Source organism: Streptomyces sp. NPDC002870 (assembly GCF_042888505.1).
Taxonomy (GTDB): Bacteria; Actinomycetota; Actinomycetes; order Streptomycetales; family Streptomycetaceae; genus Streptomyces.
On record NZ_JBIAPW010000030.1, the window covers coordinates 69,929 to 82,795 of the forward strand.

At 70.1% G+C, this 12,867-nt stretch carries 12 protein-coding genes; 6 read left to right on the forward strand and 6 right to left on the reverse strand.

Annotated features, from left to right (window positions below):
- Positions 1-8 precede the first annotated feature (8 nt).
- The 3 genes from ACFYWY_RS29130 to ACFYWY_RS29140 all read right to left on the reverse strand — a co-directional run bounded on the left by ACFYWY_RS29130 (position 9) and on the right by ACFYWY_RS29140 (position 3,523).
- Positions 9-1,247 carry a PP2C family protein-serine/threonine phosphatase gene (locus tag ACFYWY_RS29130; protein WP_389191326.1) on the reverse strand — a complete coding sequence of 413 codons (1,239 nt, stop codon included), beginning with the start codon at positions 1,245-1,247 and terminating at the stop codon, positions 9-11.
- A gap of 209 nt (positions 1,248-1,456) precedes the next feature.
- Entirely contained in the window at positions 1,457-2,533 is a 1,077-nt protein-coding gene (locus ACFYWY_RS29135) for an NlpC/P60 family protein (protein WP_389191329.1), read from the reverse strand.
- Between the two features lie 207 nt (positions 2,534-2,740).
- Positions 2,741-3,523: a class I SAM-dependent methyltransferase gene (locus tag ACFYWY_RS29140; protein WP_389191332.1), complete on the reverse strand. Its 783-nt coding sequence runs from the start codon at positions 3,521-3,523 to the stop codon at positions 2,741-2,743.
- Between the two features lie 156 nt (positions 3,524-3,679).
- On the opposite strand from ACFYWY_RS29140, the gene mshA reads away from it, so the two are divergent.
- The 3 genes from mshA (at position 3,680) to ACFYWY_RS29155 (ending at position 7,349) form a co-directional block, all read left to right on the forward strand.
- Positions 3,680-5,020, forward strand: a complete 1,341-nt coding sequence (gene mshA, locus ACFYWY_RS29145) for a D-inositol-3-phosphate glycosyltransferase (RefSeq protein WP_389191335.1) — start codon at positions 3,680-3,682, stop codon at positions 5,018-5,020.
- Positions 5,013-5,528: a YbjN domain-containing protein gene (locus tag ACFYWY_RS29150; RefSeq protein ID WP_389191338.1), complete on the forward strand. Its 516-nt coding sequence runs from the start codon at positions 5,013-5,015 to the stop codon at positions 5,526-5,528. The genes mshA and ACFYWY_RS29150 overlap by 8 nt, the downstream gene beginning before the upstream one ends.
- Before the next feature lie 138 nt (positions 5,529-5,666).
- Positions 5,667-7,349, forward strand: coding sequence for a glycosyl hydrolase family 28-related protein (locus ACFYWY_RS29155; RefSeq protein WP_389191341.1), 1,683 nt, complete (start codon positions 5,667-5,669; stop codon positions 7,347-7,349).
- Positions 7,350-7,374: 25 nt separating this feature from the next.
- Here ACFYWY_RS29155 and ACFYWY_RS29160 read toward each other — a convergent pair whose 3' ends face one another.
- Complete coding sequence (locus tag ACFYWY_RS29160) at positions 7,375-8,688, reverse strand: MDR family MFS transporter (RefSeq protein WP_389191344.1); 1,314 nt, start codon at positions 8,686-8,688, stop codon at positions 7,375-7,377.
- A gap of 121 nt (positions 8,689-8,809) precedes the next feature.
- Here ACFYWY_RS29160 and ACFYWY_RS29165 point away from each other — a divergent pair, with 121 nt between their 5' ends.
- Positions 8,810-9,568: a phosphoglyceromutase gene (locus ACFYWY_RS29165; protein ID WP_389191347.1), complete on the forward strand. Its 759-nt coding sequence runs from the start codon at positions 8,810-8,812 to the stop codon at positions 9,566-9,568.
- Between the two features lie 88 nt (positions 9,569-9,656).
- On the opposite strand, the gene ACFYWY_RS29170 is transcribed toward ACFYWY_RS29165, so the two are convergent.
- A complete protein-coding gene (locus tag ACFYWY_RS29170; RefSeq protein ID WP_389191350.1) occupies positions 9,657-9,806 on the reverse strand; it encodes a hypothetical protein in 150 nt (49 codons plus the stop codon).
- A gap of 115 nt (positions 9,807-9,921) precedes the next feature.
- The gene (gene phoU / locus ACFYWY_RS29175; RefSeq protein ID WP_389191353.1) at positions 9,922-10,599 is read right to left on the reverse strand and encodes a phosphate signaling complex protein PhoU; all 678 of its coding nucleotides are present in this window, start codon (positions 10,597-10,599) and stop codon (positions 9,922-9,924) included.
- A gap of 199 nt (positions 10,600-10,798) precedes the next feature.
- Between phoU and ACFYWY_RS29180 the strand changes: the two genes are divergently transcribed.
- Positions 10,799-12,073 (forward strand): sensor histidine kinase, encoded by a 1,275-nt coding sequence (locus ACFYWY_RS29180; RefSeq protein ID WP_389191356.1) that lies wholly within the window; start codon positions 10,799-10,801, stop codon positions 12,071-12,073.
- Positions 12,070-12,750 carry a response regulator transcription factor gene (locus ACFYWY_RS29185; RefSeq protein ID WP_108149499.1) on the forward strand — a complete coding sequence of 227 codons (681 nt, stop codon included), beginning with the start codon at positions 12,070-12,072 and terminating at the stop codon, positions 12,748-12,750. The genes ACFYWY_RS29180 and ACFYWY_RS29185 overlap by 4 nt, the downstream gene beginning before the upstream one ends.
- Positions 12,751-12,867: the final 117 nt, after the last annotated feature.

A 12,867-nucleotide genomic window follows, 5' to 3' on the forward strand; every position in this document is an offset into this window, starting at 1 on the left:
CGGTCGCGCTAGCTCCGAGAATCGTTTCTGCTGAGCAGCAGCACGGCCACGTCGTCCGTCAGCTCCCCGCCGTTCAGCTCGCGCACCTCCGCGACCGCCGACTCCAGCAGCGCCTCGCCGTCGAGCCCCGCCGCCAGCTGCCGGTTGATCATCTCGACCATCCCGTCCTGGCCGAGCCGCTGCTTCTCGCCCGGCCCCACACGGCCCTCGATCAGCCCGTCCGTGTACATCATCAGGCTCCAGGCGCCGCCCAGCTCCACCTGGCGGCGCGGCCAGCGGGCCCGCGGCAGCAGGCCGAGTGCCGGGCCGCCCTCGTCGTACGGCAGCAACTGCGCCGCCTGCCCCCGCCGGGCGATCAGCGGCGCGGGGTGGCCCGCCAGGCACAGGCCCGCCCGCCGTCCGTCCGGCGCGATGTCGACCGTGCAGAGCGTCGCGAAGATCTCCTCGCTCTCCCGCTCGTGCTCCAGGACCTGCTGGAGCGTGGAGAGCAGTTCGTCCCCGCACAGGCCCGCGAACGTCAGGGCCCGCCAGGCGATGCGCAGCTCGACGCCGAGCGCCGCCTCGTCCGGGCCGTGCCCGCAGACGTCGCCGATCATCGCGTGGACCGTGCCGTCCGCGGTGCGGACGGTGTCGTAGAAGTCCCCGCCGAGCAGCGCGCGCGAGCGACCCGGCCGGTACCGCGCCGAGAACCGCAGATTCGAGCCCTCGAGCAGCGGAGTGGGCAGCAGCCCGCGCTCAAGGCGGGCGTTCTCCTGGGCGCGCAGCCGGGACTCGGCGAGTTTGACCTGTGTCACATCGGCGCGTTTGCGCTCGACCGCGTACCGGATGGCGCGGCTCAGCAGCCGTTCGTCGAGCTCGTCGCGGAACAGATGGTCCTGGGCCCCCACCCGTACCGCCTCCGCGGCGCGCTCGGCGTCCCCCGACGTGGTCAGGGCGAGGACCGCGTGGCGCGGCGCGAGCCGCAGCACGTGCTTGAGCGGGGCGAGATCCTCCTCGCCGGCGCCGGGCAGCCCCAGGTCGACGAGGATGCAGTGGACGTCGTCCGTGAGCAGCCGCTCCGCCTCTGTGAGGTTGCGGGCGCTGCGGATACGGACCCGGGTTCCGGCCGCGTCGAGCAGCTCGGGGACGGTGAAGGTGCCCGCCGGGTCGTCCTCGATCACCAGGAGGGTGAGGTCGCCGCCATTGGTGCTCCCGTGGGCGGGGGCCGCGACGGGGGCGTTTCTCTGTCGCGGTACAGGTACGGGCATCTGACTGGTCTTCCTTCCCTCCCCCCGAGGGCGGTCGGGCGACGTTCGACGCCCCACCGGACGAGGACACTAGCGGTACCTGCAGCGGAGCGGAATGGCGTACGGCACGCGATAACGCAAAGAGTCACTGTCATATGCCGCGCATGGGGAGGTACTTGCCCGTTCGGCCCTGATGGCGGCCATGACGAAGGTCACTAGGGTTGTCTGCGTCACTTGTCGGGGCGTACGACTCCCAGAATCGCCATCGAGCCCGCGCCCGCAATCGTCACATTCCGCCCCGGCCGCGGGGCGTGCACGATCGCTCCGTCGCCGACGTACATCCCCACATGGCTGGCGTCCGCGTGGTAGATGATCAAGTCGCCCGGCCGCATGTCCTTGACGGCGATCCGGGGCAGCAGCCGCCACTGCTCCTGGGAGGTGCGCGGGATGCCGCGCCCCGCGGCCGCCCATGCCTTTGACGTGAGCCCCGAGCAGTCGTACGACCCCGGGCCCTCCGCGCCCCACACATACGGCTTGCCGATCTGCGCCGTCGCGAACCGGATCGCCTTCTTGCCCTGCGCGCTCGACTTGCCGTTGACGTCCTTGAGCGCGCCGGAGCTCAACCAGGCCGTCTGCGCGTTGTACTCCGCCTGCCTCTCCAACTGAAGCAGCCGCGCGCGCTCCTCCTTCTCCAGCCGGTCCTCTATCTTCTTGGCCGCGGCGATTTGGCCGTTGATCTCCTTCTTGGCCTTGGCCTGCTTGACGCGGTTGGCTTCCAGCTGCCGCCAGTGGGCGCTCGCGTCCTTGGTGTACGACGCCAAGTCGGCCTGCGTCCTGGTCAGTTCACCCAGGAGGTCCTTGGTCGCCTTCTGGCCCTGCTGGATCCTGCCGGCCCCGTCCAGGAAGAGCTGCGGGTCGTCGGTGAGCACCAGCTGCGCCTCGGGCGGCAGTCCGCCGCCGCGATACTGGGCGCGGGCGGCGGCGCCGGCGCGGTTCTTCAACTCGTCGATACGGGCCTGGCCCTTGACGATCTCCTGCGCCAGTTTGACGATTTCGGCCGACTGCTTGTCGGCCTGCTCCTCGGCGAGGTTGTACGCGTCGGTCGCCGACGACGCCTTGCGGTAGAGCGCGTCGAGCTCGAGGCGTACCTCTTCCAGTGACTTCTTAGGCGTCTTCGACTTCTTCGGCGCGCCCTGGCCGGCTGCCGGCGGCGGCTCGGGAGCCGCGAAGGCCTGCCCGGGTGACGCCAGCACGGTCAGTGCGCAGACCAAAGTGATCGCGGCAGTGGCACAGCGGCGTCGGTTCACGACATCCCCTCCGGACTCCGGACTCCGTACGAGCGCCAGAACACCTGAAATATGATTTACCGTCAGTAACTTACGGACGACGTCGAGATGGTGCCACGACGTCCGCAAAAGCGACAGGGGCTCGCGGTCGAACGCTGCCGATCGGCCGATCGATCCCACCGTCAGGGACGAACAACGCGCCCTCTGCGTTCCCCCGTTCGCGCCTGTTCAGACGGAATTGGGAGCGAGTGCAGCCCAGTTCACGGTGACTTCACCCTGCCGCCACCGCCGCCGGTCGTCCGCCAGCGGCCAGTCGCCCGCCAGGTCCCCCGCGGCTTTGATCCAGCGCTGCCGGGCGCCCAGCGAGGCGTACGGAGCCGCCGCCGCCCATGCCCGGTCGAAGTCCCGCAGGAACGCGTGCACCGGCTCGCCGGGCACATTGCGGTGGATCAGTGCCTTGGGCAGTCGTTCAGCCAGGTCGGACGGTCGCTCCAGCGAACCGAGCCGGGTCGCGAAGGTGACCGTCCGCGGCCCCTGCGGGCCGAGCGCCACCCAGGCGTGCCGCCGCCCGATCTCGTCGCAGGTGCCCTCGACCAGCAGCCCGCCGGGTGCGAGGCGCGCGCAGAGCCGCGCCCAGACGGCGGCGACCTCGCCCTCGTCGTACTGCCGCAGCACATTGGCGGCCCGGATCAGCGTCGGCCGCGCGGGGAGGGGGACCTCGAAGCCGCCGTGCCGGAAGCTGAGCCCCTCGCGCTCGTACGGCTTCGCTGCCGCAACTCGCGCCGGGTCGATCTCGATGCCGACGACCTCGCAGCGGGGGTCGGCGGTGCGCAGCCGCTGGAGTAGTTCCACGGCGGTCCAGGGGGCGGCGCCGTAGCCGAGATCGACGGCGACGGGCGTCTCGCTGCGGCGCATTGCGGGGCCGTGGGTGGCCGCGATCCAGCGGTCCATGCGGCGCAGCCGGTTGGGGTTGGTCGTCCCGCGGGTCGCGGTGCCTACGGGGCGGTTCATGGAAGTGAGGGTATGCGCTCGCGACACGACGGCAGGAAGGCAATGATTTGGCAAAGCAGCGGGGTCCGGGAAATGGAAGGGAAGAGTCCGCTGTTATCAGCTGGTGACGGGCTGCTTCCGCAGTTTGCCGTGCCCGGAACGAGGAGGACCTACGACGTGAGCCAGTACGTCTCCCGCCTCAGCAGCGGTCTGGTGGCTCCGCGCATCAGGTTCCCCGGTGGTCATCGCAAGCCGCGCCGGATCGCCATGCTCAGCGTTCACACCTCCCCGCTGCACCAGCCGGGGACGGGCGACGCGGGCGGCATGAACGTCTACATAGTCGAACTCGCCAAGCGCCTCGCCGCGATCAACATCGAGGTCGAGATCTTCACGCGGGCGACCGCGGGCGGGCTGCCGCCGGTCGTGGAGCTGGCTCCCGGCGTACTCGTACGCCATGTCGACGCCGGGCCCTACGAAGGCCTCGCCAAGGAGGAGCTCCCCGCCCAGCTGTGCGCCTTCACGCACGGTGTGATGCAGGCGTGGGCCGGCCACCGCCCCGGCCACTACGACCTGGTCCACTCCCATTACTGGCTCTCCGGCCATGTCGGCTGGCTCGCGGCCGAGCGGTGGGGCGTCCCGCTCGTGCACGCCATGCACACCATGGCCAAGGTCAAGAACGCCGCGCTCGCCGAGGGCGACACCCCTGATCCGGCGTCCCGCGTCATCGGCGAGACGCAGATCGTCAGCGCCGCGGACCGGCTGATCGCGAACACCGCCAAGGAGGCCGACGAACTCGTCCGCTTCTACGACGCAGACCCGGCGAAGGTCGCCGTCGTGCACCCCGGCGTGAACCTGGACCGCTTCCGTCCGGCTGACGGGCGCGCTGCCGCGCGGGCCCGGCTCGGCGTGCCCCAGGACGCCTTCGTGCCCCTCTTCGCGGGCCGGATCCAGCCCCTGAAGGCCCCTGACATCCTGCTCCGCGCGGTCGCGCTGCTGCTGGAGAAGGACCCCTCGCTGCGCTCGCGGCTCTTCGTGCCGATCGTCGGCGGCCCGAGCGGCAGCGGCCTCGCCAAGCCGGAGGGCCTGCAGAAACTGGCCGCCCGCCTCGGCATCGCCGACCTCGTCCACTTCCAGCCGCCGGTCGGCCAGGACCGGCTCGCGGACTGGTTCCGGGCCGCGTCCACCCTGGTCATGCCCTCGTACAGCGAATCCTTCGGCCTGGTGGCGATCGAGGCGGAGGCGACCGGCACGCCCGTGGTGGCTGCCGCCGTCGGCGGCCTTCCGGTGGCGGTACGCGACGAGCTGACCGGCATCCTGGTCCCGGGCCACAACCCGGCGGACTACGCGGCGGCCCTGCACCGCTTCCTCGCCGACCCGGCCCTCGCCGCCCGCATGGGTGCGGCGGCCGCCCGGCACGCCGGGTCCTTCGGCTGGGACACGGCGGCGACGGCGACTGCGGACGTCTACACGGCGGCGATGTACGAACACCGCCGACGGGTACGCTCGCATCATGGCTGACGTACAGCAGGCCGCGGTACAGCAGGCCGCGCAGGTCATCGAGCGCACCCTCAAGGACGCGGAGCTCGACTGGGAGAGCCCGGAACCCGGCTCGTACGTGGTCAAACTCCCCGGCACCCGCAAGCTGTCGACGACCTGCTCACTGCTCGTCGGCAAGCACTCGCTGTCCATCAACGCCTTCGTGATCCGCCACCCGGACGAGAACGACGCGGCGGTCCACCGCTGGCTGCTGGAGCGCAACCTCCGCCTGTTCGGGGTGAGTTACGCGATCGACCGGCTCGGCGACATCTACCTGGCCGGCAGGCTCCCGCTGTCCGTGGTCACTCCGGAGGAGTTGGACCGCCTGCTGGGCACGGTCCTGGAGGCGGCGGACAGCTCCTTCAACACGCTGCTGGAGCTGGGCTTCGCGAGCGCGATCCGCAAGGAGTACGCGTGGCGGGTGTCGCGGGGCGAGTCGACGCGAAACCTGGACGCGTTCACACATCTGACTCAGCGCCCGGCCAACTGACCTGGATTCAGACCGGGTTACCTGACGGTTCCCTGCCGCACGACCCCTTCCGTGCGCCACGGGCTCGTGGCATGCTCGCCGCCGACGCACACATGAACGTAGTTCACATCCATGGAAGGCGGGCTCATGGAGAGGCGCATGGAGACCGGTCAACGCGCCATCAGCAGACGGACTCTGCTCGGCAGTGCCACAGCTGTCGCGGCGGCCTGCGTCGCGGGCGGCATCCCCGGCGTCGAAACCGCGGTCGCCGGTGAGAGGAGAGCTCTCTCCCCCCTGTGGGCAGAGTTCCGCCGCGCGCCCTACGACCACCCCCAGATCCCCTACGTGGGACGGGCCGGACAGCGAGCAGGCGCCAGGTACTTCCCCCGTCGGCCCGGCGTCGCCAACGTCCTTGCGTACGGGGCGGAACCGGACGGCTCCGCCGACGCCGCCCCCGCGATCAACCGTGCCGTCGCCGCTGTCGGCGAACGCGGCGGCGGCACGGTCCACATACCCGCCGGCACCTACCGCATCGACGACGTCATCCGCATCGGCCACAGCAACGTCGTCCTCCGCGGCGCCGGCAGCGCCCGCACCACGCTGTACGCCACAAAGAATCTCACCGAGCTCATCGGCCCGTACGGCAGCCGCTACGGCGGCGACAAGTCCTCCTGGTCCTGGGCCGGCGGCCTCATCTGGCTCTGCCCGCAGGGGCGTTGGGCCAGCCTCACCGACGCCATCAAGGCCAAGGCATGGCCCTTCGAGGGCTGGAGCGGCAACAAGCGCGACGAGTGGCACACCCTCGCCACCGTCCGGCCCGCGCGCCGCGGCGACTGGTCCGTCACCGTCCCCGACGCCTCCCGGCTCCGCCGCGGACAGCTCGTCCTGCTCCGCCTCGCCGACGACGCCGGCCACACCCTGCTCGAGCACATGGCGGGCGGCGGCGCGGGCCCCGAGGCGTATGTATGGGACGACAAGACCAAGCTGACCTCGTACGTGCCCTACGAGTGGCCCGTCCGCATCACGGCCGTCAGGCGGAACACCGTCACCTTCGAGCGGCCGCTGCCGCTGGACGTACGCCCCGAATGGGACCCGAGAATCACCACCCTCATAACCCCGCTCACCGGCTCCGGCGTCGAAGGGCTCACCCTGGAAGCCGTCGAGACCCCGCAGTCCCAGCACCTCCTCGACAAGGGGTACAACGGCGTCACCTTCCAGTGTGCGTACGACTGCTGGGCCGACGACATCACCGTCCGCCACGTCGACAACGGCTTCGGCCTGGTCGCCGCCTCCGCCTGTACGCTGCGCCGCACCCGCGTCGAGGGCCGTGGCTCGCACCACCCGTACTTCTGCCGCGAGGGCTCGCACGACAACCTGATCGAGGACTTCACCATCGCGCAGCGCACCGTCGCGGCGCCCGCGAACACACAGCTCCACGGCATCAATGTGGAAGGCCTGTCCAGCTACAACGTCTGGTCGCGCGGCCGGATGGAGATGGGGACGTTCGACACCCACCGAGGGATGCCGTTCGCAGGCGTCCGCACCGAGATCACTGTGAACAACAACGGCCGCCACGGCGGCGACGCCTCCGCGGGACCTCTCTACGGCGCTCGCTTCACCCACTGGAATGTGACGGTCGTCAATGAGCGCGCCGGACTGATCAAGATCGACGGGATCGCCCCGTACAGCGCGACCGTGGGCATTTCCACGGTCCGCGAGTTCGACCAGATCGACGTCCCGGACTTCAAGGGGAGCCTCAACTCCCGCCTGGAGGCATACGGCGCACCCGGCGCCGTACACCCCGGCAATCTGTACGAGGCCCAGCGGGCGCTGCGGACCTGAGCGATCGTGCGGCAGGAGTCGGCGCCTACTGAACGCCAGCGGGCGGAGTGACCGTGTCCCGCACCGGCTCGTCCTCCCGCACCGGCTCGTCCTCCCGCACCGGCTCGTCCTCGTCCGCCGCGTACTCCGCCTCCGCGGACAGCCCGCGCATCAGCAGCCAGTACCCGAGCCCGGCCACCGTCCCCAGCACCGCGCACAGGCCCCACAACCACTCCGCGCCGAACCGGTCGATGACAAGGCCGGCCAGCAGCGGGGCGACCAGCGCCGCCACCGACCAGGACATGGTGTGCATGCCCTGGTAGCGGCCGCGGGCGTGCAGCGGCGACAGCCGCACCACGAGTCCGGTCTGGGTGGGCGCGTTGACGATCTCGGCGAGCGTCCAGACGCACACGGTCAGCACATACACGGCGATCGACCCGGCGAACATGGTGAGCCCGAAGCCGTATCCCGCAAGCAGCGAGGAGATGATCAGCAGCCGGCGCGGATCGCGGTGCTCGATGAAGCGGGTGACCGGGATCTGCAGGGCGACGATGAGGACGCCGTTGACGGCGATCGCCATGCCGAAGTCCGAGCTCGAGAAGCCGTCCGCGCCCATCGCCAGCGGCAGTCCGAGAAACCCCTGCATAAAGATCAGTGCGATGAGGAACGAAAGTCCGACGACGCTCATGAACCGCCGGTCGCGCAGCACGGTCCCCATGCCGATCTCCGGCTCCGCGGGCCCCGTCCCCGTCGTCTTCGCCCGCTCGGGCCGCGACTCCGGAAGCTTGACGAAGACGACGACCGCGCAGATCAGCGTCATCGCGGCCTCGCCCAGGAAGCCGGCGAGATAGCTGTACTCGGCGATGAAGCCCGCGGCCGCCGACGAGACGGCGAACCCCAGGTTGATCGCCCAGTAGTTGAGAGAGAAGGCCCGCACCCGGTCCTCGGGCGCGACGATGTCGGCCATCATCGCCTGCACGGCGGGCCGCGACGCGTTGCTCGCCATGCCCACCACAAAGGCGACGGCCGCGATGGCGACGGGGTCCTGCATGAAGCCGAGTACGGCCACCGAGACAGCCGTCGAACTCTGCGCGATCAGGAGGGTCGGCCGCCGCCCGAGCCGGTCGGCCATCACGCCCCCGCCGAGCGAGGAGACGACGCCGCCGAGCCCGTGGAGGGCGACCACCAGCCCCGCGTACGTGGCCGAATAGCCCCGGTCCATAGTCAGATAGAGCACCATGAAAGTGGCGACAAAAGCCCCAAGTCGGTTGACCAGAGTGCTCGTCCACAGCCACCAGAACTCACGGGGGAGTCCCGAGACGCTCTCTCGCGCGGCACGTCTCAGACCGGCGACCGACATACGGATCCCCCCGGGTGTAAGTGGCTTAGTCCACATCCGCAAGTTACATACGGGGGGCCCCGGCCGCCAGCCAATTGACGCGGGCCGTCAACCGTCGGCGACGTCTATTAGGCTCGGACACATGGCCGACGCACCGTACAAGCTGATCCTCCTCCGCCACGGCGAGAGCGAATGGAACGCGAAGAATCTGTTCACCGGTTGGGTGGACGTCAACCTGACGGAGAAGGGCGAGAAGGAGGCAGTCCGCGGCGGTGAGCTGCTGAAGGACGCCGGCCTGCTCCCCGACGTACTGCACACCTCGCTGCAGAAGCGCGCCATCCGCACCGCGCAGCTGGCACTGGAGTCCGCGGACCGCCAATGGATCCCGGTCCACCGCTCCTGGCGGCTGAACGAGCGTCACTACGGCGCGCTGCAGGGCAAGGACAAGGCGCAGACCCTGGCCGAGTTCGGCGAGGAGCAGTTCATGCTGTGGCGCCGTTCGTACGACACCCCGCCGCCGGCCCTCGAGGACGGCGCGGAGTTCTCCCAGAGCGACGACCCGCGCTACGCGACCATCCCGAGCGAGCTGCGCCCGCGCACCGAGTGCCTCAAGGACGTCGTCGAGCGGATGCTGCCGTACTGGTACGACGGCATCGTCCCGGACCTGCTGACCGGGCGCACGGTCCTGGTCGCCGCCCACGGCAACAGCCTGCGCGGACTGGTCAAGCACCTCGACGGCATCTCGGACGCCGACATCACGGGCCTGAACATTCCCACCGGCATCCCGCTGGTCTACGAGCTCGACGGGGACTTCAACCCGATCAAGCCGGGCGGCACCTACCTCGACCCGGACGCCGCGGCGGCGGCGATCGAAGCGGTCAAGAACCAGGGCAAGAAGTAACGCGATACGTACGCCAGAGGGCCCCGTCCGTCGAGGACGGGGCCCTCTCGTATGCGTATGAAGCCATACGAAGCTGTACGAAGCCCGGCTAGCCGCAGCAGCCACCGCACTGGCAGGGCGCGCCCGACTGGCAGCCGCAGCCACAGCCCGAACCGCAGCCGCAGGCGCCGAGGACGGGCAGGAACACCACTTCAACTGGTGTGTCCTGCTGAGGTTCGGTCATGGGGGATTCGGCCATGGGTCCCTCCTCATGGGCGTACGAGATGTGCCGCCTCTGCCCATCCCATGCCCAATGCGGCGGGCGCATCAACAGCGCGCGGATGCATGGCCCGCCCGCCGGCCCCCCGCGCCGGTTACGCGCCCTCGACCTGCGTCGGCGGCTGGAGCTCGTCCGCGTGCTCGCCTGTGACCAGGTACACAACCCGCTTCGCCACCGACACCGCGTGGTCGGCGAAGCGCTCGTAGTAGCGGCCGAGCAGCGTCACGTCCACCGCCGTCTCGATGCCGTGCTTCCAGCGGTCGTCGATCAGGTGCTGGAAGAGCGTGCGGTGCAGCAGGTCCATCTCGTCGTCGTCCGTCTCCAGCTGCAGCGCCAGGTCGACGTCCTTGGTGATGATGACCTCCGCCGCCTTGGCCATCAGCCGCTGCGCCAGCTGCCCCATCTCCAGGATGGTGGCGTGCAGGTCGTTCGGCACGGCCGAGTCGGGGAAGCGGAGCCGGGCCAGCTTGGCCACATGCTGGGCCAGGTCGCCCGAGCGCTCCAGGTCGGCACTCATCCGCAGCGAGGTCACCACTATCCGCAGATCCGTCGCGACCGGCTGCTGCCGGGCCAGCAGGGCGATCGCCCGTGCCTCGAGATCGTGCTGCAGATCGTCGACCTTCTGGTCGCCGGCGATCACACTCTCGGCGAGCTTGAGATCGGCGTCGAGCATGGACGTGGTGGCGCGCCCGATCGCCGACCCGACCAGCCGGGCCATCTCGACCAGGCCCTCGCCGATCGAGTCCAGTTCCTCGTGGTACGCGTCCCGCATGGGGTTGTCCCTCTCTAGATGTGACCGGGGTCCGAGTGGGGCTCGGACCCCCACGCTCCCACGTTCTGTCCGTTACGCGTCCGGAGTCTCCCCCTCAAATGAACCAGCACTATCCCCTTGGTGAACTCTGGGCGACGACTGTTCGAGGTGCCACCCGTATGGCTGGGAGCATCTCGGCGAGCACGCATAACCTGGGTGCATGGACGTGAACGCGGCGGTCGCCGCAGCGGCAGCGATCGCCGGGTTGTGCACCGGTGTCATCGCCATGCTGGCGTTCCGCTGGAGCGAACGCGACCAGGCGCGACCCACCCGCACTTCCCTGCACACCGACGCCGTGCTGCCGCCCGGCGTCGACACGGTTCTGTCCGTGCTCCGCTCCTCCGCCGTCGTACTCGACGAGAGCGACTCCGTCGTCAAGGCCAGCTCCGCGGCGTACGCCCTCGGTCTGGTCCGCGGCGGGAAGCTCGCCGTCGAACCGATGCTGCACATGGCCCGCGACACCCGTCGAGACGGCGAGATACGGCAGGTGGAACTGGACCTGCCCCGGCGCGGCACCGGCCGCGGCGAGGCCCTCGCCGTCTCCGCCCGGGTGGCTCCTCTCGGCTCCCGGCTTGTCCTGCTGCTGGTCGAGGACCTCACAGAGGCCCGCCGGATCGAAGCGGTACGGCGGGACTTCGTCGCGAACGTCAGCCATGAGCTCAAGACCCCGGTCGGGGCGCTCTCCCTGCTCTCCGAGGCGGTCATGGACGCCTCGGACGACCCCGAGGCGGTCACCCGCTTCGCCGGCCGGATGCAGATCGAGGCGACCCGGCTCACCAATCTCGTACAGGAGCTCATCGACCTCTCCCGGGTGCAGAACGACGACCCGCTGGAGGACGCAGAACCCGTACGCGTGGACGAACTGGTCGCCGAGGCCATCGACCGCTCCCGGCACCCGGCATCCACCAAACAGATCACGATGGCCGTTGGCGGCGGAGGCCCCGGGGGAGCCACCGCCGACCTGCACATCTGGGGCAACCGCGGTCAGCTCGCCGCGGCCCTCGGTAACCTGGTCGAGAACGCCGTCAACTACTCGCCGGCCCGAACCCGTGTCGGCGTGTCCGCGCGCCGTGTCTCCGCGCCCGGCGGTGATCTCATCGAGATCGCCGTCACCGACCAGGGCATCGGCATCTCGGAGAAGGACCGCGAGCGGGTCTTCGAGCGGTTCTACCGCGTCGACCCCGCCCGCTCCCGGGCCACCGGAGGCACCGGCCTGGGCCTGGCCATCGTCAAGCATGTGGCCGCCTCGCACGGCGGGGAAGTCACTGTGTGGAGCTCCGAGGGTCAGGGCTCCACTTTCACCCTGCGGCTGCCCGAAGCGGGCGCCGGCCGGGAACGCTCATCCAACGGACCGGATCGCGTCGACGAGGACGACGACCGGCCTTACGACACCGATCCGAACGCCGAAATCCCTGCCCCGGAGGTCCTTCCGTGACCCGAGTGCTCGTCGTCGAGGATGAGGAATCATTCAGCGACGCCCTGTCCTACATGCTCCGTAAGGAGGGCTTCGAGGTCGCCATCGCGACCACGGGGCCCGAGGGGCTCGACGAGTTCGAGCGCAATGGCGCCGACCTCGTTCTCCTCGACCTGATGCTGCCCGGGCTGCCGGGCACCGAGGTGTGCCGCCAGCTGCGCGGCCGCTCGAATGTCCCGGTCATCATGGTGACCGCCAAGGACAGCGAGATCGACAAGGTCGTCGGGCTGGAAATAGGAGCCGACGACTACGTCACCAAGCCCTTCTCCTCGCGGGAGCTGGTCGCCCGCATCCGTGCGGTCCTGCGCCGCCGCGGAGAGCCGGAGGAGGTCGCCCCGGCGGCCCTGGAGGCCGGCCCGGTCCGGATGGACGTGGACCGCCATGTGGTCACGGTCTCGGGCGGCAAGGTCGATCTCCCGCTGAAGGAGTTCGACCTGCTGGAGATGCTGCTGCGCAACGCGGGCCGGGTGCTGACCCGTATGCAGCTGATCGACCGCGTCTGGGGCGCGGACTACGTGGGCGACACCAAGACGCTGGACGTCCACGTCAAGCGCCTGCGCGCCAAAATCGAGCCGGACCCGGGTGCGCCGCGGTACCTGGTGACGGTGCGTGGTCTGGGCTACAAGTTCGAGCCGTAAACCGGCCTGGGCGCGGGCGCGGGTCGGCCGGACGGTGTCCGGCACAGTGCTCCGAAGCCGGTGAGGCGCTCCTGGCGCCGAGCGGTGCGATGAGTGCACGTGCGACGCCCTGGGCCG